Source organism: Pseudomonas palmensis, assembly GCF_049942755.1.
GTDB lineage: Bacteria > Pseudomonadota > Gammaproteobacteria > Pseudomonadales > Pseudomonadaceae > Aquipseudomonas > Aquipseudomonas palmensis.
The window spans coordinates 599,108-622,348 of record NZ_CP187958.1 but is presented as its reverse complement, the minus strand read 5'-3'; the positions used below and the strand labels follow the sequence as shown (position 1 = coordinate 622,348).

General features: G+C 63.1%; 24 protein-coding genes. 15 read left to right on the top strand and 9 right to left on the bottom strand.

Annotation, left to right across the window (positions count from 1 at the left end):
* The first annotated feature begins 153 nt into the window (after positions 1–153).
* From ACPRTJ_RS02805 to ACPRTJ_RS02785, 5 genes are all read left to right on the top strand, one after another.
* Positions 154–1,275 carry a beta-ketoacyl-ACP synthase III gene (locus ACPRTJ_RS02805; RefSeq protein ID WP_043864158.1) on the top strand — a complete coding sequence of 374 codons (1,122 nt, stop codon included), beginning with the start codon at positions 154–156 and terminating at the stop codon, positions 1,273–1,275.
* A gap of 12 nt (positions 1,276–1,287) precedes the next feature.
* Positions 1,288–1,896 carry an RNA polymerase sigma factor gene (locus tag ACPRTJ_RS02800; RefSeq protein ID WP_043864157.1) on the top strand — a complete coding sequence of 203 codons (609 nt, stop codon included), beginning with the start codon at positions 1,288–1,290 and terminating at the stop codon, positions 1,894–1,896.
* Positions 1,890–2,123, top strand: a complete 234-nt coding sequence (locus ACPRTJ_RS02795) for an anti-sigma factor family protein (protein ID WP_123753009.1) — start codon at positions 1,890–1,892, stop codon at positions 2,121–2,123. Before ACPRTJ_RS02800 ends, ACPRTJ_RS02795 begins: the two co-directional genes overlap by 7 nt.
* Positions 2,124–2,329: 206 nt before the next feature.
* On the top strand, positions 2,330–3,643 hold the full coding sequence (locus ACPRTJ_RS02790; protein WP_100634645.1) for an OprO/OprP family phosphate-selective porin: 1,314 nt from the start codon (positions 2,330–2,332) through the stop codon (positions 3,641–3,643).
* A 94-nt stretch (positions 3,644–3,737) separates the two neighbouring features.
* Positions 3,738–4,862, top strand: coding sequence for a GNAT family N-acetyltransferase (locus ACPRTJ_RS02785; RefSeq protein WP_275731234.1), 1,125 nt, complete (start codon positions 3,738–3,740; stop codon positions 4,860–4,862).
* 77 nt (positions 4,863–4,939) lie between these two features.
* Here ACPRTJ_RS02785 and ACPRTJ_RS02780 read toward each other — a convergent pair whose 3' ends face one another.
* The 4 genes from ACPRTJ_RS02780 to ACPRTJ_RS02765 form a co-directional block, all read right to left on the bottom strand.
* Positions 4,940–6,769, bottom strand: a complete 1,830-nt coding sequence (locus ACPRTJ_RS02780) for an ABC transporter ATP-binding protein (RefSeq protein ID WP_058541540.1) — start codon at positions 6,767–6,769, stop codon at positions 4,940–4,942.
* A gap of 68 nt (positions 6,770–6,837) precedes the next feature.
* Positions 6,838–7,395, bottom strand: coding sequence for a peptidylprolyl isomerase (locus tag ACPRTJ_RS02775; protein WP_043864152.1), 558 nt, complete (start codon positions 7,393–7,395; stop codon positions 6,838–6,840).
* A complete protein-coding gene (locus ACPRTJ_RS02770; protein WP_116053165.1) occupies positions 7,389–8,204 on the bottom strand; it encodes an alpha/beta fold hydrolase in 816 nt (271 codons plus the stop codon). Before ACPRTJ_RS02770 ends, ACPRTJ_RS02775 begins: the two co-directional genes overlap by 7 nt.
* 12 nt (positions 8,205–8,216) lie before the next feature.
* Positions 8,217–9,140 (bottom strand): LysR family transcriptional regulator, encoded by a 924-nt coding sequence (locus tag ACPRTJ_RS02765; protein WP_043864150.1) that lies wholly within the window; start codon positions 9,138–9,140, stop codon positions 8,217–8,219.
* Positions 9,141–9,190: 50 nt separating this feature from the next.
* Between ACPRTJ_RS02765 and ACPRTJ_RS02760 the strand changes: the two genes are divergently transcribed.
* The 5 genes from ACPRTJ_RS02760 to ACPRTJ_RS02740 all read left to right on the top strand — a co-directional run bounded on the left by ACPRTJ_RS02760 (position 9,191) and on the right by ACPRTJ_RS02740 (position 13,239).
* The gene (locus tag ACPRTJ_RS02760) at positions 9,191–9,505 is read left to right on the top strand and encodes a hypothetical protein (RefSeq protein ID WP_043864149.1); all 315 of its coding nucleotides are present in this window, start codon (positions 9,191–9,193) and stop codon (positions 9,503–9,505) included.
* 107 nt (positions 9,506–9,612) lie between these two features.
* Positions 9,613–10,212, top strand: coding sequence for an FMN-dependent NADH-azoreductase (locus ACPRTJ_RS02755; RefSeq protein ID WP_054914940.1), 600 nt, complete (start codon positions 9,613–9,615; stop codon positions 10,210–10,212).
* A gap of 249 nt (positions 10,213–10,461) precedes the next feature.
* Positions 10,462–11,283, top strand: a complete 822-nt coding sequence (locus ACPRTJ_RS02750; RefSeq protein WP_426427991.1) for a hypothetical protein — start codon at positions 10,462–10,464, stop codon at positions 11,281–11,283.
* A 45-nt stretch (positions 11,284–11,328) separates the two neighbouring features.
* Complete coding sequence (locus tag ACPRTJ_RS02745; RefSeq protein WP_426427989.1) at positions 11,329–12,267, top strand: hypothetical protein; 939 nt, start codon at positions 11,329–11,331, stop codon at positions 12,265–12,267.
* Between the two features lie 93 nt (positions 12,268–12,360).
* Entirely contained in the window at positions 12,361–13,239 is an 879-nt protein-coding gene (locus tag ACPRTJ_RS02740; RefSeq protein ID WP_104572196.1) for a carboxylate/amino acid/amine transporter, read from the top strand.
* Here the strand turns inward: ACPRTJ_RS02740 and ACPRTJ_RS02735 are convergent.
* Entirely contained in the window at positions 13,180–14,481 is a 1,302-nt protein-coding gene (locus ACPRTJ_RS02735; protein ID WP_043864145.1) for a mechanosensitive ion channel family protein, read from the bottom strand. The two genes, ACPRTJ_RS02740 and ACPRTJ_RS02735, sit on opposite strands and share 60 nt — an antisense overlap.
* Positions 14,482–14,623: 142 nt before the next feature.
* Here ACPRTJ_RS02735 and ACPRTJ_RS02730 point away from each other — a divergent pair, with 142 nt between their 5' ends.
* On the top strand, positions 14,624–15,952 hold the full coding sequence (locus ACPRTJ_RS02730; protein WP_043864144.1) for a DEAD/DEAH box helicase: 1,329 nt from the start codon (positions 14,624–14,626) through the stop codon (positions 15,950–15,952).
* 74 nt (positions 15,953–16,026) lie between these two features.
* Here ACPRTJ_RS02730 and ACPRTJ_RS02725 read toward each other — a convergent pair whose 3' ends face one another.
* Positions 16,027–16,296 carry a hypothetical protein gene (locus ACPRTJ_RS02725; RefSeq protein WP_043864143.1) on the bottom strand — a complete coding sequence of 90 codons (270 nt, stop codon included), beginning with the start codon at positions 16,294–16,296 and terminating at the stop codon, positions 16,027–16,029.
* Between the two features lie 128 nt (positions 16,297–16,424).
* Here ACPRTJ_RS02725 and ACPRTJ_RS02720 point away from each other — a divergent pair, with 128 nt between their 5' ends.
* On the top strand, positions 16,425–16,820 hold the full coding sequence (locus ACPRTJ_RS02720) for a hypothetical protein (RefSeq protein WP_043864142.1): 396 nt from the start codon (positions 16,425–16,427) through the stop codon (positions 16,818–16,820).
* Between the two features lie 143 nt (positions 16,821–16,963).
* On the top strand, positions 16,964–17,848 hold the full coding sequence (locus ACPRTJ_RS02715) for a DMT family transporter (protein WP_370409175.1): 885 nt from the start codon (positions 16,964–16,966) through the stop codon (positions 17,846–17,848).
* On the opposite strand, the gene ACPRTJ_RS02710 is transcribed toward ACPRTJ_RS02715, so the two are convergent.
* Complete coding sequence (locus ACPRTJ_RS02710; RefSeq protein WP_426427986.1) at positions 17,796–18,971, bottom strand: MFS transporter; 1,176 nt, start codon at positions 18,969–18,971, stop codon at positions 17,796–17,798. The two genes, ACPRTJ_RS02715 and ACPRTJ_RS02710, sit on opposite strands and share 53 nt — an antisense overlap.
* A gap of 104 nt (positions 18,972–19,075) precedes the next feature.
* Here ACPRTJ_RS02710 and ptrR point away from each other — a divergent pair, with 104 nt between their 5' ends.
* Complete coding sequence (ptrR, locus tag ACPRTJ_RS02705) at positions 19,076–19,975, top strand: putrescine utilization regulator PtrR (RefSeq protein WP_426427985.1); 900 nt, start codon at positions 19,076–19,078, stop codon at positions 19,973–19,975.
* A 111-nt stretch (positions 19,976–20,086) separates the two neighbouring features.
* Positions 20,087–20,212, top strand: coding sequence for a PA1414 family protein (locus tag ACPRTJ_RS02700; protein ID WP_286900691.1), 126 nt, complete (start codon positions 20,087–20,089; stop codon positions 20,210–20,212).
* Between the two features lie 525 nt (positions 20,213–20,737).
* On the opposite strand, the gene ACPRTJ_RS02695 is transcribed toward ACPRTJ_RS02700, so the two are convergent.
* Both ACPRTJ_RS02695 and speB read right to left on the bottom strand, forming a co-directional pair.
* Positions 20,738–22,117: a sodium:solute symporter gene (locus ACPRTJ_RS02695; RefSeq protein WP_426427983.1), complete on the bottom strand. Its 1,380-nt coding sequence runs from the start codon at positions 22,115–22,117 to the stop codon at positions 20,738–20,740.
* Between the two features lie 138 nt (positions 22,118–22,255).
* Positions 22,256–23,206 carry an agmatinase gene (speB, locus tag ACPRTJ_RS02690; RefSeq protein WP_043864136.1) on the bottom strand — a complete coding sequence of 317 codons (951 nt, stop codon included), beginning with the start codon at positions 23,204–23,206 and terminating at the stop codon, positions 22,256–22,258.
* Positions 23,207–23,241 lie beyond the last annotated feature (35 nt).

Below are 23,241 nucleotides of genomic sequence, written 5' to 3'. Positions count from 1 at the left end.
GTCAGGTACCTGCCACGGTAGCTACAGAATGCAGCACAGCGTACTGCCCCGCTCGTCGGGTGCATTGCCTGTATTAATTGGTACTTTCGTGCCATTTGACCGACAGAACAGGCCGTTGCCCGGCAGGCAGCGGCCCCGAACAGAGGAACGACCGTGCATAACGTCGTCATCAGCGGCACCGGCCTGTACACCCCGGCCAACAGCATTTCCAACGAAGAGCTGGTCGAGTCTTTCAACACCTATGTGCAGCAGTTCAACGCCGACAATGCCGCTGCCATCGAACGGGGCGAAGTGCAGGCACTGGCCGAGTCGAGCGCTGCGTTCATCGAGAAGGCCTCGGGCATCAAGAGCCGCTTCGTGATGGACAAGGCCGGCATCCTCGATCCGCAGCGCATGAAGCCGCGCCTGCCGGAGCGCAGCAACGACGAGCCGTCGATCCTCTGCCAGATGGGCGTGGCCGCCGCCGAGCAGGCCCTGGCGCGTGCCGGGCGCACCGCAGCCGATGTCGACGCGGTCATCGTCGCCTGCTCCAACCTGCAGCGCCCTTACCCGGCAATCGCCATCGAAGTGCAGCAGGCTTTGGGCATCGCCGGTTTCGGTTTCGATATGAACGTGGCGTGTTCGTCGGCGACCTTCGGCATTCAGGTCGCCTGCAACAGCGTGCAACTGGGTCAGGCCCGTTCGGTGCTGGTGATCAGCCCCGAGATCTGCACCGGCCACCTGAACTTCCGTGACCGTGACAGCCACTTCATCTTCGGCGACGCCGCCACGGCGGTGCTGGTCGAACGTGCCGACCTCGCTACCTCGGCGCACCAGTTCGATATCGTCAGCACCAAGCTGCTGACCCAGTTCTCCAACAACATCCGCAACAACTTCGGCTTCCTCAACCGCGCGGCGGAAGAGGGTATCGGTGCGCCGGACAAGCTGTTCGTGCAGGAAGGCCGCAAGGTGTTCCGCGAGGTGTGCCCGATGGTGGCCGAGCTGATCGGCCAGCACCTGAGCGAAAACAACCTCAACGTCAGTGACGTCAAGCGCTTCTGGCTGCACCAGGCCAACCTGAGCATGAACCACCTGATCGTCAAGAAGCTGCTGGGCCGCGACGCGCTGGTCGAGGAGGCCCCGGTGATTCTCGATACCTACGCCAACACCAGTTCGGCCGGCTCGGTGATCGCGCTGCACAAGCATCAGGACGACCTGCCCAAGGGTGCCCTCGGGGTGCTCAGTTCGTTCGGTGCCGGCTACTCGATCGGCAGCGTGATCCTGCGCAAACGTTGATCGCCCACGCCAGTGACGGCTGACGAACAGCGCTTGCTCGACCGCCTGCTGGCGGGAGAGCAGCGCGCGTTCGCCGAACTGGTTCAGACCTGCCAGGGCGCCATGCGCGCGGTGGCCTATGCCATCGTCGGCGAACGTGGCGCCGACGAGGTGGTGCAGGATGCCTGGCTGGCGGCGGTACGCGGTCTGGCGGGCTTCCAGCGCCGCTCCAGCCTCAAGACCTGGCTGCTGACCATCACCGCCAATACGGCCAAGACCCGTTACCGGCAAAACCGCCGCGAGGTGCTGCTCGACGACCTGCCGGCCCCCCATGGCAGCATCGACGACGCGCGTTTCGCCAGCGACGGTCACTGGCTGCTGGCGCCTTCGGCTTGGCACGAAGACAGCCCCGAGGCCCTGCTCAGCCAGGAGCAGTTGCGCGAATGCCTGGAGCACACCCTGCTCAGCCTGTCGCAACTGCAGAGCAGTGTGCTGTTGTTGCGTGAGCGCCAGGGCCTCGAACTGGTGGAGATCTGTAATCTGCTCGACCTGTCGCTCTCCAATGTGCGTGTGCTGCTGCACCGTGCACGCCTCAAGGTCTTCGCGACCCTGGAACATTTCGAGGACACCGGCCAATGCTGACCTGCAAGCAACTGGTCGCCTGCTCCAGTGATTACCTGGACGGGCAACTGACCCTGGGCGAGCGCCTGATGACGCGCCAGCACCTGCTGTTCTGTCGCAATTGTCGTCGCTTCATCAAGCAGTTGCGCCTGGCCCAGGCAACCCTCAAGGTGCTGCCGCCGGCGCCTGTGGAGGGGGCCGAGGCCCTTGCGGCGCGGCTGGCCGCCGAGCGCCGGGCAACGCGCTGAAACCCCGCAACCAGCCCTGCAACGGGGCTGATTGTCTTATTCACATTCGAAGTAAAAAGTTCCCCTGTCACTAAATATTTATCTAACAGCCACTGATCTGAAATAACCCCCCGCCAAGATTCGTCCCCAGCACAAGTGGCCTGAGCCGCGTGTTTTTTCAACGTAATCAAGACCATAAACGTTATGAACGTAGGGGAGTTCCTTCGATGATCCGTAAGCACTTCGCAGGTTTCGCAGCCAGCGCCTTGGCAATGGCCGTTACCGCCCAGGCTTTCGCGGGCACCGTGACTACTGACGGCGCCGATATCGTAGTCAAGACCAAGGGTGGCCTGGAGGTCGCTACCGCTGACAAGGAATTCAGCTTCAAGCTGGGTGGCCGGGTCCAGGCCGACTACAGCCGCTTCGACGGTTTCTACACCAAGAACGGCAATACCGCCGATGCGGGCTACTTCCGCCGTGCCTACCTGGAACTGGGCGGTGTGATGTACACCGACTGGGCCTACCAGATCGCCTACGACTTCTCGCATAACTCCGGTGGCGACAACCGTTCCGAAGACGGTTACTTCGACGAAGCGTCGCTGGCCTACAACGGCTTCAAGCCGGTATCGATCAAGGTCGGTCGCTTCGACCCCGAGTTCGGCCTGGAAAAAGCCACCAGCTCCAAGTGGGTGACTGCCCAGGAGCGAACCGCTGCCTACGACCTGGTGGACTGGACCAACTCGCACAACGGCGGCTTCGGTATCCAGGCATCGGGTAACGCCGGTGACTCGCTGTACGGTTCGGCCGGCCTGTTCGCCAAGGACGCCACCAACCAGGACAAGGACGGCGACAGCTCCAAGCAGTTCAACCTGCGCGGTGTGTTCGCACCGATGCACGAGGCCGGCAACGTACTGCACGTTGGCCTGAACTACGCCCAGCGCGACCTTTCCGACACCGCGTTCGACGGCCGTATCCGCAGCCGCCTGGGCATGCGTGGGGTGAGCACCGACGGTGGCCAGGACGCCGGCAACAACGGCAACCGCCTGGTGCTGGGCGGCAACGCCACCACCCCGGCCGGTGCCTACGACACCGACAAGGCCTGGGGCCTGGAAGCCGCCTACGCGCTGGGCCCGTTCTCGGTGCAGGGCGAGTACATCAAGCGTGATGTTCAGGCAGACGACTCGGCCTTCTCCGACATCAAGGCCAAGGGTTACTACGGCCAGGTGGCCTACACCATCACCGGTGAAGCGCGTGGCTACAAACTCGGCAAGTTCGACAGTATCAAGCCTTCCAACAAGCAGATTGGTGCGTGGGAAGTGTTCTACCGCTACGACCACCTGAGCGTCGACGACAACAACGGCGCATTTGCCGACATCGGTGACGTGGAAGCCAAGGTGCACAACCTGGGTGTGAACTGGTACGCCAACGAGTCGATCAAGCTCAGCGGCGTGTACGTCAAGGCCAAGACCGACAACGCGCAGAACGCTGCCGGCGACGACAGCGGCGACGGTTTCGTGATGCGCGCGCAGTACGTGTTCTAAGCGTTACCCCTGCAACACACTCCTTCATCCGTTAGATCTTCGCCCCGCACCTGCGGGGCTTTTTTTTGCTCGCACGAGGGGGCAGACTGCGCGCATGCCCATCTCAATTCTGCCGCACCTTGCCGATATCGACGCCGCCACCTGGGATGCCCTGGTGCCGGATGCCCAGCCGTTCCTGCGCCATGCCTTCCTGCGCAGCCTGGAAGACAGCGCCAGCGTCACCCCACGCACCGGCTGGGCACCGGCCCACCAGGTCCTGACGGACACTCAGGGCCAGGTGCGGGCGGCCATGCCGGCCTACGTGAAGACCCATTCGTTCGGCGAGTACGTGTTCGATCACGGCTGGGCCGACGCCTGCGACCGCGCCGGTATCGACTATTACCCCAAGCTGCTGTGCGCGGTGCCGTTTTCACCGGTCAGCGGCGCGCGCCTGCTGGGCGACGCGCAGGCGGCGGGTGAGCTGATCGACGGCGTCAGCGATGCTTTGCTCGAACAGGGGCTGTCGGGCCTGCACGTGAACTTCACCGACCCGGCCAGCGACGAAGTATTGCGTGGGCGTGCGGGCTGGATGGAGCGCCTGGGGTGTCAGTTTCACTGGCGCAACCAGGGTTATCGGGACTTCCAGGATTTTCTCGACAGCCTCAGTTCGCGCAAGCGCAAGCAGATGCGCAAGGAACGCGAGCAGGTGTCGGGGCAGGGTATCGAGTTTCAGTGGTACCACGGCCATGAGCTGAGTGAGGCGCAGTGGGATTTCGTGTACGCATGCTATGCCAACACCTACGCCGTGCGCCGCCGTGCCCCGTACCTTACCCGGGCGTTTTTCAGCCTGCTGGCCGAACGCATGCCCGCGTCGATCCGCGTGGTGATGGCGCATCAGGGCGGGCGGGCGGTGGCGATGGCGTTCAGCCTGGTGGGCGGTGACAGCCTGTATGGGCGCTATTGGGGCTGCCTGGCGGAGTTCGACCGGTTGCATTTCGAGACGTGCTTCTATCAGGGCATGGACGTTGCCATTGCCGAAGGGTTGCAGCGTTTCGATGCCGGGGCGCAGGGCGAGCACAAGCTGATTCGCGGGTTCGAACCGGTGATCACGCGGTCCTGGCATTACCTGCTGCATCCGGGGTTGAAGGCGGCCGTGCAGGACTTTCTGGCGCAGGAGCGGGTGGGGGTGCTGGGGTATGCCGAGGAGGCGCGTACGGCGCTGCCCTTCAGGCAAGTCTGAACGCCAAGCCCGCTCCCGCAGGCGCAGTGAAATCCCTGTGGGAGCGGGCTTGACCCGCGATACCGTCGCCGCGGTGTTCAATCGACCCCGACAAACCCACCCGTCTGGTGATGCCACAACCGTGCGTAGAGCCCCTGGTGCGCCAGCAGTTCGGCATGGGTGCCCATCTCGGCAATCCGCCCCTGCTCCAGCACCACCAGCCGGTCCATCCGCGCGATGGTCGACAGGCGGTGAGCAATGGCGATCACCGTCTTGCCCTGCATCAGGGTCTCCAGGCTCTCCTGGATGGCTGCCTCCACTTCCGAATCCAGCGCCGAAGTAGCTTCGTCCATGATCAGGATCGGCGCATTCTTGAGCAGCACCCGTGCAATCGCGATGCGCTGGCGCTGGCCGCCGGACAGTTTCACGCCACGCTCGCCCACATGCGCATCGAAACCGGTGCGCCCCTGGGCATCGGACAGCTGAGGGATGAACTCATCGGCCCGCGCCCGGCGCACCGCCTCCCACAACTCCTCTTCTGTCGCATCCGGCCGGCCATACAGCAGGTTGTCGCGAATCGAGCGGTGCAGCAGCGAGGTGTCCTGGGTGATCATGCCGATCTGTGCGCGCAGGCTGGCCTGGCTCACCTGGGCAATGTCCTGGCCGTCGATCAGGATACGGCCACTTTCCAGGTCGTACAGGCGCAGCAGCAGGTTGACCAGGGTGGACTTGCCGGCGCCCGAGGGGCCGATCAGGCCAATCTTCTCGCCGGGGCGAATGTCCAGGGTCAGGTTGCTGATGATCCGGCTGCCCTGACCGTAATGAAAGTCGACGTTGTCGAAGCGCACCGCGCCGCGATCGACCTTCAGCGCCGGAGCATCTGGCGGATCGGTGACGGTGACCGGCTGGGCGATGGTCTTGAGGCCATCCTGCACCATGCCGATGTTCTCGAAGATGCCGTTGACCACCCACATGATCCAGCCCGACATGTTGACGATGCGGATCACCAGGCCGGTGGCCAGGGCGATGGCGCCCACGGTGATCAGCGACTGGCTCCACAGCCACAGCGCCAGGCCGGTGGTGGTGACGATCAGCAGCCCGTTGAGGCTGGTGATGACCACATCCATGCTGGTGATCACCCGCGAGGCCAGCTGGGTCTTTTCGGTCTGCTCGCGAATCGCTTCGCGGGCGTACTGGCGCTCGAAGTCGGTGTGGGCGAACAGCTTGAGGGTGGCGATGTTGGTGTAGCCATCGACAATGCGGCCCATCAGCTTGGAGCGCGCATCCGATGACACCACCGAGCGCTCCTTGACCCTGGGCACGAAATAGCACAGTGCGCCGATGTAGGCGAAGATCCAGACGGTCAGGGGCAGCATCAGGCGCCAGTCGGCCTCGGCGAACAGCACCAGCGAGCTGATCGCGTAGATCAGCACGTGCCACAGGGCGTCCACCGCCTGCACGGCCGAATCGCGCAGCGAGTTGCCGGTCTGCATGATGCGCTGGGCGATGCGCCCGGCAAAATCGCTCTGGAAGAAATTGAGGCTCTGCTTGAGCACATGGGTGTGGTTCTGCCAGCGGATCATGCTGGTCATGCCCGGGCTGATGGTCTGGTGCACCAGCAGGTCGTGCAGGCCGAAGAACAGCGGGCGCAGCAGCAGCGTGACCACCACCATCCAGATCAGCTCGCTGGCGTGATCGCTGAAGAAATCGGGGTTTGGCGCGCCCTGGGCCAGGTCGATGATGCGGCTCAGGTAACTGAACAGCGCCACTTCGATGAGCGAAGCCACCAGCCCCACCACCAGCAGTGCGGCAAAGCTGGGCCACACCTGGCGCAGGTAGTAGAAATAGAACGGCAGGACCTTGCCCGGCGGCGATGCGGTCGGTGCTTCGCGAAAGATGTCGATCAGCTTTTCGAAATAGCGATACAACCTCAAAACTCTAACTCCTGTCTGACTCGACCGGGCCGGTCGTGGTTCACGTCCCTGTGAACACGGGCTCAGTCAATGCGTTTGGCGGACTTGATCAGCACGGGATCGACCGGTACATCGGCCATGCCGTTCTTGCGCGTGGTCGGCGAGTTGACGATCTGGTCGACCACGTCCATACCCTTGACCACCTTGGCGAACACGGCGTAGCCGGCATCGCGGCCCGGATCGAGGAAGGCGTTGTCGGCCACGTTGATGAAGAACTGGCTGGTGGCCGAGTTCGGGTTGGATGTGCGGGCCATCGACAGGGTGCCGCGGGTGTTGTGCAGGCCGTTGCTGGCCTCGTTGCGGATCGGGTCCTTGGTCGACTTCTGTTGCATCTGCGCGGTGAAGCCGCCGCCCTGGACCATGAAGCCAGGGATCACGCGGTGGAAGATGGTGTTGGTGTAGAAGCCGCTGTCGACATACTCGAGGAAGTTCTTGGTCGAGATGGGCGCCTTGACCGGGTCCAGTTCCACTTCGATCTGGCCGAAGCTGGTGTCGAGCAGTACGTGCGGGGCTTTTTCGGCAGCCATCAGGCTGGTGGCGAAGACGACCGAGCAGGCGCCAAGCAGAAGTTTTTTCAGCATGAACTCAATGATCCTTGAGAAGTGGTTGAAGCCGTTGCCAGAAACTGCAGCAGGGTCTGGTTGAACAGCCGGGGTTGATCCAGCGGTGTAGCGTGCCGTGAATCTTCGATGACCGCCAGTCGTGCTTGAGGAATAAGCGCGACGTAGCGCTGCTTGAGCTGTATCGGGGTGTAATCGTGGTCGGCGCTGATGACCAGCGTAGGACAGCGGATCTGGCCCAGGCGTTCCTGTACCCCCCAGCCGACGATGGCATCGAAGCTGGCCAGGTACGCACGCTTGTCGTTGCGCGCCCAGCGCTCGGCCATCTTGCGTCGCAACTCGGCCTGCTCCGGCTTGGGAAACAGGCGTGCGGCCAGGCCTTTGCCGATGGTCTCCAGGCTCAGCAGGCGGGCCAGGCTCCAGCGCTTGAACCATTGCCAGTAATCGTCGCGGCTGCGCAGCTTGACCTCGGGTGCGCTGTTGACGATGCACAGGCTGCGCAACCGGTGGGGATGGTCGACGGCAAACTGGAAGCCGATCATGCCGCCCATCGACAGGCCAGCCAGGTGCACCGGGCCGGTGTTCAGGTGCTCCAGCAGGGCCAGCAGGTCGGCGCTGAAGCCGGCGATGCTGTAGCGCTCGCGAGGCTTGTCGGAGCGCCCGTGGCCGCGCACATCGAGCAGGATCACGCGGTAATGACGGGCCAGCTCCGGTACCTGGTATTCCCAGTCCTGGCAGCTCGAGCCCAGGCCGTGCAGCAGTACCAGGGGCTCGCCCTGGCCATATTCCTCGTAATGCAGGGTGCAACCTTCATGTTCGAAATAGGCCATGGGCGTTACCTGTCAGGCTTGGGCGGGGGCGGCGAAGGGCACGTCCAGCGGCGCAGTGTCGAAGTTGCGCAGCAACTCGATGAGGATCTGCGTGGCCGGGCCCAGGGGTTTGTCCTTGTTCGAGTAAAGGTAGAACAGCGGGTGACGGCTGCCACCCTGGTCCAGCGGCAGTGGCTTGAGCACGCCTTCGCGCAGTTCGCGCTCGATCAGGTGGCGTGGCAGCCAGGCAAAGCCCAGGCCGCTGCTGACGAAGGTGGCGGCGGTGGCCAGGCTGCCGACCGTCCAGCGCTGTTCGGCGCCCAGCCAGCCCACATCCCGCGGTTGTGCCCGGCCAGAGTCGCGGATCACCACCTGCAACTGGCTCTCCAGGTCCTGGAAACTGAGCTCGCGGCCCAGGCGGTGCAGGCTGTGCTCGGGGTGTGCAACGGCCACGAACTCCACCGCGCTCAATTCGGTGCCCAGGTAGCCGGGGATGCTGAAGCCGCTGATGGCAAGGTCCGCCACCCCTTCGTGCAGCACTTCCTCGACCCCTGACAGCACCTCCTCGCGCAGGCGCACCCGGCAGCCGCGACTTTGCGGCATGAACGCACTCAGGGCACGTACCAGTCGGGCATTGGGGTAGGCGGCATCGACCACCAGGCGCACCTCGGCTTCCCAACCCTGCTCCATGTGATGGGCGAGGTCTTCGAGTTGGCTGGCCTGCTTGACCAACTGGCGCGAGCGGCGCAGCAGCACGCTGCCGGCATCGGTGAGCACCGCCTTGCGCCCGTCGATGCGCAGCAACGGCACGCCGAGCTGGTCCTGCATGCGGGCCACGGTATAGCTCACCGACGATTGGGAGCGGTGCAGGGCTTCGGCGGCCTGGGCAAAGCCGCCGTGGTCGACCACCGCCTGCAGAGTCCGCCACTGATCCAGGGTAACGCGCGGCGCTTTCATCTTCGGCTCCTGTTGTCCTAAGCTGGCGCACTTTCATGGAGAGCGCCGTTATGAAGAAAATCTGTGTTGCACTGCTGGCCCTGCTGCCGCTGACGGCCCTGGCCTACCCCATCGACGTGACCAAGAACACCGACGGGGTGAAGCTTGACTACACCACCTACGACACCGACCGTGACATCGGCTCGATCAGCCTGAACAACTACGGCGATGTGGCAGCGACGTGCAAGGTCACCTTCCGCAACGGCCCGGAGGCCCCCAGGGTACGGCGCATACAGGTACCGGCGAAAAAGAGCGTCGACGTGACGGCCAAATTCAACCGCGAAATCCTCAAGCTGCGCATCGCGCTGGACTGCAAACCGCAATAAAACAGGTTAACTGATAGATTTAACCCAGTTTTTACGCTTTTTTATCGATAGGTCAATCTCTAATCTTGCCTCCATCGACTTAGCGAACTTGCCGATGGAGGCAACCCATGTCCCGCGTACTGATCATCGAAAGCAGCGCCCGCCTGCAGGACTCCGTGTCTCGTCAGCTGACCCGTGATTTCATCAGCCAGTGGCAGGCGGCCAACCCGGCCGACCAGATCAGCGTGCGCGACCTGGCATTGAACCCGGTACCCCACCTGGACAGCCATCTGCTGGGTGGCTGGATGAAGCCCGAAGCCCAGCGCAGCGCCGAAGAAGTGCAGGCACTGGCACGTTCCAACGAACTGACCGACGAAGTGCTGGCCGCCGATGTACTGGTGCTGGCGGCGCCGATGTACAACTTCACCATCCCCAGTACGCTGAAGGCCTGGCTCGACCATGTGCTGCGTGCCGGCGTCACCTTCAAATACACCCCGACCGGCCCGCAGGGCTTGCTGACCGGCAAGCGCGCCTATGTGCTGACGGCCCGCGGCGGTATCCACGCCGGGGCCGGTAGCGACCATCAGGAGCCCTACCTGCGCCAGGTGATGGCCTTCATCGGCATTCACGAGGTGACGTTCATTCACGCCGAGGGCCTGAACATGGGCGGCGACTTCCACGAAAAAGGCCTGAACCAGGCCAAGGCGCTGCTGGCTGCGGTAGCTTGAGCCGTACCGATTTTCCCCCCGCCTGACACCTTTGCTCCTTTGGGTGTACCTGCCCGGTCAGACACTGGTTTGACCGGGCTTTTTTGTGGGTGGTTATAAAACTTGTCATTGCCAGGTTGATTGTTTATAGAGAACTGACAGTTTTGTCAGGTGCGCGCTTGAATGCCTAGCTGTTTATATACAGGTGACGGACAGACTTTCCGCAGTGAAAGTCTGTAACTTGCCTCGCGGATATAAGGATGCGTACCTATGCCTGCTAAAATTGAGTCCAAGCTATATGCCTGGGATGCCCCGACGATCGACTGTTCGATTCCACATCCCGATTACCCCCAAGACCCGTCAAGAAGGTATTTCCTGATAAGGGGGATCTTCAACTGCGGCAGCAATACGGATTTTTTGTCAGTCAGGACGCTCATATCAGCCGGTATGTACGCCGGTGACAGGGTCAGGGTAAGAATTGTTGAACCTTCCGGTATCATCTTCGATTTGCCCGTGCAGGTCATCAAAAACCCGCCGCAAGCGCTGTACTCTTCTTGTCCAAAAGCGCTGATGTACAGCAGTTCCGGTCAAACGGCACAGGTAAATTTCGCGCTGAGCAGGAATGGCGGAGCATGGGTGGTTTCGCAGAGTCGTTACTATACGGTGCAAGTCCAAAGTTTCGATCCATTGGACCGGCCAACACTTGAGCGCGGTTCTCGCGTGGCCACGGTTACATATCCCAAATGGCACCGTTCACACAAGGTTCGTCTAAGAGGTTTCACCATGACAGGGCATGAGGACCTGGGGTGGAAATCCATGGAGGGTGGTAAAGCCCAGTTTGAAATTCCACTGAGCTGGTTTCAGCAGAACAGAGGCCAGCCAGTGTGGCTCAATTATGCGCTTGAAGCGGTTACGGGCTCGGACTACCAATTTTCCAGGCTGCTTTATATCCCGAGCCTGGAGGTGCCCCCGGCATCTGAGGAGGCGCCTGAGGTCCCTGCGAAAGTGCCGGTGAAAAAACCTGCGAAGGCGTCAGAAGCACCTGCGAAAGTGCCTGGAAAACCTGCGAAACGCCCGCCAAGCAAGGCGTGACCCGCAAGCAAGGGTTCAAAGCCGGCGCGAGCGCAGGGAGGCACCATGTTGAACACGTTCACACTGTTGCTGTTGATCAGCCTGATGACAGCCTGCGCCAGCCGGGCGCCGGTGCAGCCTGCCAATGACGAGGTTGCGCAGGCAAGCTCGGTGCCGCCAGCGGTCCAGGCCGCTGCGTTGCAGTCCCGTGCAGGTACGGCGGCTGTTTCCGGAGCCACGGTTGCCCGCCACCTGCAGGAACGTTACCGCGACACCCGGCAGAACTGTAACGCCTCCAGCGCGCCGGCCTTTCTGTGCAGCGGCATCCTCATGCGCGCTACGCAGAACAGCCCGGCGTTTCATTCGTGGAACCCGAACCCCACCGCCTCGGGCGTGTCGTTCTCCTACCTGCGCGCCGACTCTGCGTTCAGTCGGTTGGCCTATGGGTACACTAACGGCTTCATCTTCGTGCCTATCTTGTACGCCAACAATCAATACAAGCCCCGTGTGTTGTGCTCGTTTCCTGTGGACGCCGATTCCAACAGGCGAGAATCGCAGGGGTGCGGGCAGAATGTCGGTTATCCCACGGTGAGTCGCGAGTGCAGGGCGCAGGGCATCGGTACAGCCGAACAATGGCTGGCGCATTACAACGCCAACCGGATCAATGCACGCCAGTGCGGCTTCAATGTTCGCGATGAACTCAACAAAGAAGGCGCCATCGCGTTCTATCAGAGCCTGCGTGCCAGAAACCTGCCCGGCGCCAACCTTGGCGGCATCCAGAACGAAGTGCGCATGGCCCTGTGGCCGCAGAACATCGGTCGGCAATTGCCGATGGAAGCCTTCTTCTATATTGGCGGGAGCGCGAGCGGAAGGGCGGGGGCGCAGGCGGATCAGCGGGACTTCTTCAGCCAGACGGGCATCCTGGTGCCGATCATCGCGGTGACCTTGCCCTCTGGCGCCACCCCCGCACGCTTCCAGTTCATCACGGCCGATCAGACCCGTTGAGCCTGCTGGCACCTTGAGTGCAGGCCTTTCAAAAGCGGTTGCCGGCCCGTTGGTCAACCGCTAAGGTCGCCGCCTGCATATCAGGGGGCATACATGGGGTACTTATTGATCGTCGCGCTGATCCAGGCGTTTTCCTTCAGCCTGATCGGCGAATACCTGGCCGGGCATGTCGACAGCTACTTCGCGGTGCTGGCGCGGGTACTGCTGGCCGGCCTGGTGTTTTTGCCGTTGACCCGCTGGCGCAAGGTCGAGCCGCGCTTCATGCGGGCCATGCTGCTGATCGGCGCGTTGCAGTTCGGCATCACCTATGTGTGCCTGTATTTGAGCTTTCGTGTGCTGAGCGTGCCCGAAGTGCTGCTGTTCACCATTCTTACACCCTTGCACGTGACCCTGATCGAGGATGCCCTGAACCGGCGCTTCAACCCGTGGGCACTGGTGGCCGCACTGGTGGCGGTGGGGGGCGCAGCGGTGATTCGCTTCGACCGCATCAGCCCGGACTTCTTCATGGGCTTTGTGCTGCTGCAACTGGCCAACTTCACCTATGCCGCCGGTCAGGTGCTGTACAAGCACCTGGTTGCCCGTTACCCCAGTGACCTGCCGCACTACCGACGCTTCGGCTACTTCTACCTGGGCGCCCTGCTGGTGGTGCTGCCGGCCTTCCTGCTGTTCGGCAACGCGCAACATCTGCCCAGCACCGACGTGCAGTGGCTGGTGCTGCTGTTTCTGGGATTGTGCCCGACGGCGCTGGGGCTGTACTGGTGGAACAAGGGCGCCTGCCTGGTTTCAGGCGGCACCCTGGCGGTGATGAACAACCTGCATGTGCCGGTCGGGCTGATGCTCAACCTGCTGATCTGGAACCAGCACGAGCCGCTGGGCCGGCTGTTCATCGGTGGTGCGGTGATACTGGCCTCGCTATGGCTCAGCCGACTCGGTGCTCAACGCCCGTTGCTCGCGAACGGCACCGGCCGGTAGCAGCCCGGCGCGCAGGTCGCTGCCGCTGGGTTGCTGGTACAGGCCCAGACCGAACTCGGGCATCACGGCCAGCAGGTAGTCGAAGATATCGCCCTGGATACGTTCATAATCGGCCCAGGCGGTGGTACGGGTGAAGCAGTAGATTTCCAGGGGCACGCCCTGGGCGGTGGTCTGCATCTGACGCACCATGCAGGTCATGTTCGGCTGGATGTCCGGGTGGCTTTTCAGGTACGCCAGGGCATAGGCGCGGAAGGTGCCGATGTTGGTCATGCGCCGGCGGTTGGCCGACAGCGCTGCCACAGGGCCCTGGGCTTCGTTCCAGGCCTGCAGTTCGCTACGCTTGCGGGTCATGTAGTCGGTGAGCAGGCGCACCTTGCCCAGGCGTTGCTCCTCTTCATCGGTCAGAAAGCGCACGCCGCCAGCATCGATGAACAGGCTGCGTTTGATGCGCCGACCGCCGGCCTGCTGCATGCCACGCCAGTTCTTGAACGATTCGGACATCAAGCGCCAGGTGGGGATCGAGACAATGGTCTTGTCGAAGTTCTGCACCTTGACCGTGTGCAGGGTGATGTCCACCACGTCGCCGTCGGCGCCCACCTGGGGCATCTCGATCCAGTCGCCGACGCGCAGCATGTCGTTGCTGGTCAGTTGCACGCTGGCCACGAACGACAGCAGGGTGTCCTTGTACACCAGCAGGATCACCGCCGACATCGCACCCAGGCCCGACAGCAGCAACAACGGCGAGCGGTCGATCAGGGTGGCGACGATGATGATCGCGCCGAACACGAACAGCACCATCTTGGCCAGTTGCACATAGCCCTTGATCGAACGGGTACGCGCATGTTCGGTGCGGGCATAGATATCGAGCAGGGCATCGAGCAGTGCACTGATGGCCAGCACCAGGAACAGGATGGTGAACGCCAGCGCCACGTTGCCCAGAAAATGCTGGCTGGTGGCGCTGAGCTCCGGCACCAGCTTGAGGCCGAACTGCACCACCAGCGAGGGCACCATCTGCGCCAGGCGCTGGAATACCTTGTTGTGCAGAAGGTCGTTGAGCCAGTGCAGGGCCGGCTGGCGGCTCAGCAGCCGGACGGCGTGCAGGATCATGAAGCGTGCCACACGCCCCAGTACCAGGGCGGCCAGCAGCAGTACCGCCAGGCCCAGGCCGGCGTGCAGCAGCGGGTGCTGATCGAGGGTGCCCCACAGATCCAGGGCGTTTTGCCAGAACAATTGAATATCCATGCCTTAGTAAAGGTGTCCGCAAAAAGAGTGGAAGTGCAATTAGAACGCGGAAAGTCGTGACAATGCCAAAAGAAATTCGGCGTGAGCGCCGGAAAACGTTACCCTATATGGCTGAATTTCTGCACTTGCCCGAGGTACACCCGTGTTTTCCCAATTCGCCCTGCACGAACGCCTGCTCAAAGCCGTGGCCGCACTGAACTTTGTCGAGCCCACGCCTGTGCAGGCGGCGGCCATCCCCCTGGCGCTGCAAGGGCGTGACCTGCGGGTGACGGCGAAAACCGGTAGCGGCAAGACCGCCGCCTTCATGCTGCCCGTGCTCAACCGCCTGGTGGACCTGAAGCAGAGCCGTGTCGAGATCCGTGCCCTGGTGCTGCTGCCGACCCGCGAGCTGGCCCAGCAGACCCTCAAGGAAATCGAGCGTTTCGCCCAGTTCACCTACATCAAGGCCGGCATGATCACCGGTGGTGAAGACTTCAAGGAACAGGCCGCCATGCTGCGCAAGGTGCCGGACATCCTGGTCGGCACCCCGGGGCGCATGCTCGAACACCTCAATGCCGGCAACCTGCACCTTGAACATGTGCAGGCGGTGGTGCTTGACGAAGCCGACCGCATGCTCGACATGGGCTTTTCCGAAGACGTCGAGCGTCTGTGCAACGAGTGCGCGAACCGCGAGCAGACCCTGCTGTTCTCGGCTACCACTGGCGGTGCCGGCCTGCGCGACATGATCGGCAAGGTACTCAAAGACCCCGAGCACCTGATGCTCAACACCGTCAGCCAGCTCAACGACGGCACCCGCCAGCAGATCATCACCGCCGACCACAACCAGCACAAAGAACAGATCGTGCAGTGGCTGCTGGCCAACGAGACCTACCAGAAGGCAATCATCTTCACCAATACCCGGGTGATGGCCGACCGTATCTACGGTCACCTGGTTGCCAAGGACATCAAGGCATTCGTGCTGCACGGCGACAAGGACCAGAAGGACCGCAAGCTGGCCATCGAGCGCCTCAAGCAGGGCGGCGCCAAGGTGCTGGTGGCGACCGACGTCGCGGCCCGTGGCCTGGACGTGGACGGCCTGGACCTGGTGATCAACTTCGACATGCCGCGCAGCGGCGACGAATATGTCCACCGTATCGGTCGTACCGGGCGCGCCGGCAACGAAGGTCTGGCAGTGTCGCTGATCTGCCATGGTGACTGGAACCTGATGTCGAGCATCGAGCGCTACCTCAAGCAGAGCTTCGAGCGCCGCACCATCAAGGAAGTCAAAGGCACCTATACCGGGCCGAAGAAGGTCAAGGCGTCGGGCAAGGCCGCCGGGGTCAAGAAGAAAAAGACCGACAAGAAGACCGACAAGAAGGTGGTGGCCAAACGCAAGCCGACCGCCAAGCCCAAGCCCAATGCTCCCTCCCTGGTGAGCCAGGACGGCATGGCACCGCTGAAGAAGCGCAAGCCGGCCCCGGCTGCCGAGTAAGGTTGCAGGGCCTATTCGCCGGCAAGGCCGGCTCCTACAGGAGCTGTCTTGCCAGCGAACGCGTCATCCTCGATTCAGACTTTCTTCTCTGCCGCCTTCAGTTCCTGCATGCGCTTGTCGATCAGCTGGCATTTGTCCGGCAGGTCCTTGCTCTCGGTTCCCAGCTTCATCCCCTGCAATTCTTCATTGATCTCCTTGGCCTTCTGCGGGTTCTGCTCCGTCAGTTTGCTGACCTCCTTGGCCAGCTCCTCGCGTTTCTGCGTGGCCTCTTCCAGCGTGCAGGCCCAGGTGGGCACGGCAAATAGAAGGGCAGCGGCAGCGGTGATGCTCATCAGCGTTTTCATGGTCGGACCTCGTGTTCCATTACGGGCGAAGGTGTTCGGTGGAGGGCTGTGCCGGCCGGAAAGTTCAGTCGAACCGCTGCCGCGCGCGCCTGTCACACCCTTACATCCCCTTGCTGGAGGTTGGACCGATGAGCACTACCTATGACTGGGACCTGATGGAGCGCCTGCTGCACGAAGTGCAGAACGGCGCCGGCCACAGCTTTACCCCGCGCCCGTATGCCGAGCAGCATGCTGCCGGCCTGGCTGCCAAAGGCGATGCAGTGCCGGAGCTTGATCATCTGAAGACCAAGGCCTGCGAATACGAGAAGCTGCTGTTCGAGCGCGGCTTTATCGAGACGCGCCCTGAAGAGGAAGGGGGCAATGGCGAGAACTTCGTCCTTACCCAACGAGGCTCGCGCCTGCTCAGCCTTATCGACAGCGCAATCCCGGGCAATGATCATCCGCGCCAGGTGTTGAACGAGCAGGCTGATGCACTGGATGAGGCGACCTTCGACGAAGTGGCGTCAAAGGCACAAATCGCCTGATCGGGCTGGTAATCGCTGGCAGCAGGCCCTGATAATCGGCGCTGGATCCACTATTGCCGAGAGCCTGCCATGCCGTGCCGCGATAATGGGGGTCGCCCTTGAGCGCCCTTCGTAAGAATACCGACACCTTCGCTCTGCAGGTCATGCTGGGCCTGTGCCTGATCTGGGGCATCCAGCAGGTCATGATCAAGTGGGCCGCGCCGGACATCGCACCGGTGATGCAGGCCGCCGCGCGCTCGGGCATCTCGGCACTGATGGTCGCGTTGTTGATGTGCTGGCGGGGTGGCTGGGAACAGCTGGGCACCACCTGGAAGGGCGGTCTGCTGGCCGGTTCGCTGTTCGGCCTGGAGTTTCTGCTGATCGCCGAAGGGCTGCAACTGACGTCCGCGGCGCACATGTCGGTGTTCCTCTACACCGCGCCGGTGTTCACTGCGTTGGGGCTGCACTTCATGCTGCCCAGCGAGCGCCTGCGCCCGCTGCAGTGGCTCGGCATCCTGCTGGCGTTCGCCGGTATTGCCGTGGCCTTTGCCGGCGGACTGTCGCTGGACAACCTCGATGGGCGCATGCTGCTGGGCGATGCGATGGGCGTGATGGCCGGCATGGCCTGGGGCGCGACCACCGTCGTGGTGCGGGCTTCGCGCCTGTCGGAGGCACCGGCTACCCTGACCCTGTTCTACCAGCTGATGGTCGGCTTCGTCGGCCTGCTGCTGATCGCGGTGCTGACCGGGCAGGTCGGCCATGTGACGCTGACCGCCACATCGATCAGCAGCGTGCTGTTCCAGGCGGTGGTGGTGTCGTTCTTCAGCTACCTGACCTGGTTCTGGCTGCTGCGTCGCTACCTGGCGTCCAACCTGGCGGTGTTCTCGTTCATCACCCCGTTGTTCGGGGTGACGTTCGGCGTGTTGCTGCTGGGCGAGCCGTTGAGCCTGAACTTCATCCTGGGCGCCGTCTGCGTGTTGCTGGGCATTACCCTGGTCAGTGCCGAGCAGTGGGTACGCAGGCGTCTGCGGCGCCTGCTCGGCCAGTAGCCGGGCGCAACAGCAGGGCCCCGGCGATGATCAGGCCGCTGGCGGCCACTACCAGCGCCGGTTGCAGGCTGGCGCTGAACTGATTGCTCAACGCCGCCAGCAGCGGGCCGCTGAGTTGGCCGAGGGCGAAGCAGGTGGTCAGCAGGCCGGCATTGCGGTGGGTGGCGTGGGGGGCCAGTTCGCGCGAGCGCTGCATCACCAACTGCATGCAGGCCAGAAACGGCGTGCCGCACAGCAGTACACCCAGCGCCAGGCCGGCGCCGCTGCCCAGCAGGCAGGCCAGTACCCCGGCGGCCTGCAGCCACAACGTTGCCATCAGCCAGCGCGCCGTGCTGCCGTGGTGCGGGCGGCGCAGGCTGACCAGCACCACACCCATGGCGGCAGCCAGGCCGAAGGCCGGCCAGAACAGGTCGGCCAGCCACTGGCCGTGAAAACGTGCGCTGGCCATCTGCGACATGAAAGTGGCCGGAATGATGTATCCCACCCCGTACAGTGCATAGATCAGCCCCAGCCGTCCGATGCCGGGTGTCGCACCCTGCGCGGTGGCCTTGTGCGCGGGCACTGGTTGCGGGTGTGGCAGCGCGGGCTGGATCACCAGCAGCATCAGCAGCGCCACGGTGGCGTAGATCAGCCACAGCGGTGCCGAACCCAGCCCCTGCAGATTGGCGCCCAGTGCCAGCATCCCCGTGAGCAGGATACCCATGCCAGGGCCGGCGAACACCAATGCGCCAAGACGCGGTTGCCGGCTTTGAGCGGCCAGGTGCTGAGTCATGCCGGTGAGCGTCACCACCACCCACGCACTGGCGATGCCGATGCCCAGGCGCAGCGCCATATGCGGCCAGAACCCGTGGGCCCAGAACGAGGCCAGGGTCAGCAGCACACACAGCCACAACCCGGCCAGCAGGCGCCTGCGCACCTGGGCGGGGCGGTGCGCGAACATCGCGTCGAGGGCGCCGAGCAGGTAGCCCAGGTAATTGGCGGCGGCTACCAGCCCGGCGGCGGTCAGGCTGATCTGGCCTTCGCTGATCAGGTGCGGCAGTTGCGGGGTGAGGGCGAATCGGCCGATGCCCATGGCCATCATCAGGGCAACGAAGCTGGCCAGCAGGCGCATTGTCGAGGACATGGTCGGGTTCCTGTGCGATGAGCGTTGACCGTCAGGCTACTGCGGGTTGACTTTCATAAAAATTGAATAATGATGAGGAACTTGTTCTGCTTTGGAGAATTACCGTGGAGCTGAGTCAACTGCGCATCTTTCAGGCGGTCGCCGAAGAGGGGTCGATCACCCGCGCGGCCGAGCGCCTGCACCGCGTGCCCTCCAACCTGTCCACGCGCCTGCGCCAGCTGGAAGAGCAACTGGGTGTGGAGCTGTTTCGGCGCGAGCGCCAGCGCCTGCAGCTGTCGCCGGCTGGCAAGGTGCTGCTGGACTACAGCGCACGCATGCTGACGTTGCATGACGAAGCCTTTGCGGCGGTTCAGGGGGGCGAGCCGGCGGGGAATTTCGTGCTGGGCAGCATGTACAGTTCAGCGGCCATTCATCTGCCTGAGCTGCTGGCGCGCTATCACCGAGCTTACCCGGCGGTGAACCTGCAGGTGCAGACCGCCCCCAGCGGCGAATTGCTCGAAGGGCTGCTCAGCGGGCGTCTCGACGCGGCGCTGGTGGATGGACCGCTGGCCCTGGCCGGGCTCGACGGGGTGCCCTTGTGCGAGGAGACCCTGGTGCTGCTCACCGAGGCCGACCACCCGCCGGTGCACAGTGCCCGGGACGTGGCTGGGCGTGCGGTGTTCACGTTTCGCCAGGGATGCTCGTACCGCATGCGGCTGGAGGCCTGGTACGCCCATGATCGTGCGGCGATGGGGCGGGTGATGGAAATCGAATCGTATCCCAGCATGCTTGCCTGCGTGATCGCCGGGGCGGGTGTGGCGTTGATGGCGACCTCGATGCTTGAAAGCCTGCCGGGCCGTGAACGGGTCACGGTGCACCCGTTGCAGTCGCCGTTCGACCAGACCACCACCTGGCTGATGTGGCGCAAGGGCATGTGCGGGGCCAACCTGAGTGCCTGGATAGCGGTGCAGGAAGCGGTGAAGGGGCAGGTGAGCGATGATGCCGAGGTGGCCCTGCGTGCCTGACTGAAATCAATAGAGAAGTTTTTACCCGGGCGTGATGCTGCACATGGGGCTATGATGAGTTTGTAGCGCCGCCGCCGTACTTCGCGCGCAGATGACCCGTGAGGGGGAGTTATGAGAAACGATCTGTTCAACTGGCTCCACGACCTGGCTGTGGCACTGGGGCTTGTCCCGCCACCCATGCAGCCTGTACCGATCCCTACCGATGAGGAGCAACGCAAACGCCAACCTCGGCGCTAGCGTGCTGCTGAAACCGACGCATTGCGCAATGCGTCGGTATTCTTTTGCGATTTTTCAGTCGTCCCCATTCCCACGAAATCTCTGAAAGGCTTTGGCTTTGGCTTTGGCTTTGGCTTTGGCTTTTGATCTTGATCTTGATCTTGATCTTGATCTTCCCGTCCCCAGGAGGCCGAATGGAACCTGCGCGTAGTGGGGTGGAGGGCCATGGATGGCCTGTAAAGCGCCGACGGGCAGGGATGCCCGTTCGGCGTGGCCCCACGGAGCGTGGGTGGAATGAGGGGACCCGTAGCGAAGCGTAGGGCCGGATGATGGACGGGAGCGGTTTTGCTTACTTTTTCCAAGAAAAAAGTAAGCCGCTGTAAGAGCGGAAGGGGCCCTTGCTGGCTGCATCCATGCTGGATAGGCCTGCGCTTGCCGATGTTACAGAGCCTATTGCTGACGCAGGCGTGTTGCTGCCTTCGCGGGGCAAGGCCCGCTCCTACAGGTCGTCCATGACCCTCCGCCCCGCTACCCGGGCGGGGCGTCCTATGCCAGATTCACCGCGCCCATCGGCCGACGCGACATCAAACTCACCACCACAAAACTCACCAACCCGATCGCCAGGCTGTAGTAGATCGGCGTATTGGCATCCATCCCATCCTTGAACATGAACACCAGCGCCGTCACGAACCCCAGCCCCATGCTGGTGATTGCCCCGGACGTGGTTGCACGCTTCCAGTAGATTGCCCCGATCAACGGCACCAGCATGCCGCCCACCAGCAGGTTGTACGCCAGGGTCAATGCACTGATCACATCCACTACCACCAGCGCGATCCCCAGCACCGCAATACCCGTAAGCAAGGTAAACAACCGGTTGATGCCAAGGCTCGACTGCTTGCCGCCACGCAGCTTGGGCAGCAGGTCTTCGGTCAGCACCGTGGAGGCAGCCAGCAAGCCGGCACTGGCGGTGGACATCATCGCCGCCAGGGCCGCGGCAATCACCAGCCCACGGATGCCGTCGGGCAACGCTGACTTCACGATCGCCGCAAACGCATTGTTGGCATTGCCCAGGTCAGGCAGCAGCACATGCGCACACATGCCGATCAGGGCACACACCAGGCCGTAGATCACGCAGTACACACCGGCCGTGGTACCGGCCCGCTGGGCGACTTTTTCGTCACGGGCAGTGAACACGCGCTGCCAGATGTCCTGGCCGATCAGGATGCCGAAGAAGTAGATCAGGAAGTAGGTGATGATGGTGTCCCAACCAATGGTGGTCAGGTTGAAGCTGGCAGCCGGCAGCTTGGCCACCAGTTCGTCCCAGCCGCCCACCCGGTACAGGCAGATCGGCAGCAGGATGAACATCAGGCCCACGGTCTTGATCACGAACTGCACAATGTCGGTCAGGGTCAGCGACCACATGCCGCCAATGGTCGAGTAGACCACTACCACGCCACCACCGAGCAGGATGGCGCCCCAGAACGGCAGGTCGAACAGCACCTGCAGCACGGTGCCGATGGCCAGGGTAGAGGTCACGGCGATCATCAGGGCGTAGGCCAGCATGATCACGGCGCTGGCCTGGCGGGCCATGGGGTTGTAGCGCTTTTCCAGCACCTGGGTCACGGTGAAGATGCGCAGGCGCAGCAGCGGCTTGGCCAGGAACAGGTTCAGGGCAATGATGCCCAGGCCCAGCGCGGCGCACAGCCAGAAGCCGGAAATGCCGTGCACATAGCCCAGCTTCACGGTGCCGACGGTAGAGGCGCCGCCCAGCACGGTGGCGGCCATGGTGCCCATATACAGGCTTGGGCCCAGATTGCGCCCGGCCACCAGGTAGTCTTCGTGGGTCTTCGCGCGGCGCATGCCGAACCAGCCCAGTACCAGCATGCCGGCGGCGTATATCAGTACAACGAATATGTCCAAGGCCATGGGGTGTCTCCGATTATCTTTATTATGGTGAGATCGATCGCCGGTGGCGTGCGCCAGGCGTCATTCATCCGCAAGCGGGCCGCGTGTACGGCCCGCCGAAAGGCTCCATCCGGGGGTGAAACTCCAGGCCGATGGCCGTTAGCGATGCGCTACGCCAGGCAGAACACACAGCATTTCGTACAACAGGTTGGCGCCGAGCAACGAGGTGTTGCCGGTGGTGTCGTAGGGCGGCGAGACCTCCACCAGATCGCAACCGATCAGGTCCAGCCCCTGGCAGCCACGGATGATCTCCATCGCCTGGATGGTGGTCAGGCCACCGATTTCCGGGGTGCCGGTGCCCGGTGCCCAGGCCGGATCGATGCCGTCGATGTCGAAGCTCAGGTAAACCGGACCACCACCGACCTTTTCACGCACTTCGGCCATCAGTGGCTCCAGCGACTTGTGCCAGCACTCCTCGGCCTGCACCACGCGAAAGCCCTGCTTGCGGCTCCAGTTGAAGTCTTCGGCGGTGTAGCCCTGGGCGCGCAGGCCGATCTGCACCACGCGGTCGCAGTCCAGCAGGCCTTCTTCGACGGCGCGACGGAAGGTGGTGCCGTGGGCGATCTTCTCGCCGAACATGTGATCGTTGACATCGGCATGGGCATCGATGTGCACCAGCCCGACCTTGCCGTGCTTCTTGTGGATCGCGCGCAGGATCGGCAGGGTGATGGTGTGGTCGCCGCCCAGGGTCATGGGGATCACGTCGTGCTCGAGGATCTCGTCGTAGGCCTCTTCGATGATGCGCACCGCGTCGAGGAGGTTGAAGGTGTTGATTGCCACGTCGCCGATGTCGGCGACCGACAGCGAGTCGAACGGGGCGGCGCCGGTGGCCATGTTGTACGGGCGGATCATCACGGATTCGGCACGGATCTGGCGCGGGCCGAAGCGGGTGCCGGAACGCAGCGAGGTGCCGATGTCCAGCGGGATGCCGATGAAGGCAGCGTCCAGGCCGGCGGCGCTGGGCAGGTGGGGAAGACGCAGCATGGTGGCGATGCCGCCGAAACGCGGCATTTCGTTGCCGCCCAGTGGTTGGTGAAGAATCTTGTCCACGGTCGGGCCTCACGGTTTGGATTGTTCTAGTTGTT

Excerpts from the sequence above, each read along its gene's own strand:
- ACPRTJ_RS02795 (WP_123753009.1), top strand. The coding sequence starts at position 1,890 with ATGCTGACCTGCAAGCAACTGGTCGCCTGCTCCAGTGATTACCTGGAC.
- ACPRTJ_RS02790 (WP_100634645.1), top strand. The coding sequence starts at position 2,330 with ATGATCCGTAAGCACTTCGCAGGTTTCGCAGCCAGCGCCTTGGCAATG.
- ACPRTJ_RS02785 (WP_275731234.1), top strand. The coding sequence starts at position 3,738 with ATGCCCATCTCAATTCTGCCGCACCTTGCCGATATCGACGCCGCCACC.
- ACPRTJ_RS02775 (WP_043864152.1), bottom strand. The coding sequence starts at position 7,395 with ATGCTGAAAAAACTTCTGCTTGGCGCCTGCTCGGTCGTCTTCGCCACC.
- ACPRTJ_RS02770 (WP_116053165.1), bottom strand. The coding sequence starts at position 8,204 with ATGGCCTATTTCGAACATGAAGGTTGCACCCTGCATTACGAGGAATAT.
- ACPRTJ_RS02765 (WP_043864150.1), bottom strand. The coding sequence starts at position 9,140 with ATGAAAGCGCCGCGCGTTACCCTGGATCAGTGGCGGACTCTGCAGGCG.
- ACPRTJ_RS02760 (WP_043864149.1), top strand. The coding sequence starts at position 9,191 with ATGAAGAAAATCTGTGTTGCACTGCTGGCCCTGCTGCCGCTGACGGCC.
- ACPRTJ_RS02755 (WP_054914940.1), top strand. The coding sequence starts at position 9,613 with ATGTCCCGCGTACTGATCATCGAAAGCAGCGCCCGCCTGCAGGACTCC.
- ACPRTJ_RS02750 (WP_426427991.1), top strand. The coding sequence starts at position 10,462 with ATGCCTGCTAAAATTGAGTCCAAGCTATATGCCTGGGATGCCCCGACG.
- ACPRTJ_RS02745 (WP_426427989.1), top strand. The coding sequence starts at position 11,329 with ATGTTGAACACGTTCACACTGTTGCTGTTGATCAGCCTGATGACAGCC.
- ACPRTJ_RS02740 (WP_104572196.1), top strand. The coding sequence starts at position 12,361 with ATGGGGTACTTATTGATCGTCGCGCTGATCCAGGCGTTTTCCTTCAGC.
- ACPRTJ_RS02735 (WP_043864145.1), bottom strand. The coding sequence starts at position 14,481 with ATGGATATTCAATTGTTCTGGCAAAACGCCCTGGATCTGTGGGGCACC.
- ACPRTJ_RS02725 (WP_043864143.1), bottom strand. The coding sequence starts at position 16,296 with ATGAAAACGCTGATGAGCATCACCGCTGCCGCTGCCCTTCTATTTGCC.
- ACPRTJ_RS02720 (WP_043864142.1), top strand. The coding sequence starts at position 16,425 with ATGAGCACTACCTATGACTGGGACCTGATGGAGCGCCTGCTGCACGAA.
- ACPRTJ_RS02715 (WP_370409175.1), top strand. The coding sequence starts at position 16,964 with ATGCTGGGCCTGTGCCTGATCTGGGGCATCCAGCAGGTCATGATCAAG.
- ACPRTJ_RS02710 (WP_426427986.1), bottom strand. The coding sequence starts at position 18,971 with ATGTCCTCGACAATGCGCCTGCTGGCCAGCTTCGTTGCCCTGATGATG.
- ACPRTJ_RS02700 (WP_286900691.1), top strand. The coding sequence starts at position 20,087 with ATGAGAAACGATCTGTTCAACTGGCTCCACGACCTGGCTGTGGCACTG.
- ACPRTJ_RS02695 (WP_426427983.1), bottom strand. The coding sequence starts at position 22,117 with ATGGCCTTGGACATATTCGTTGTACTGATATACGCCGCCGGCATGCTG.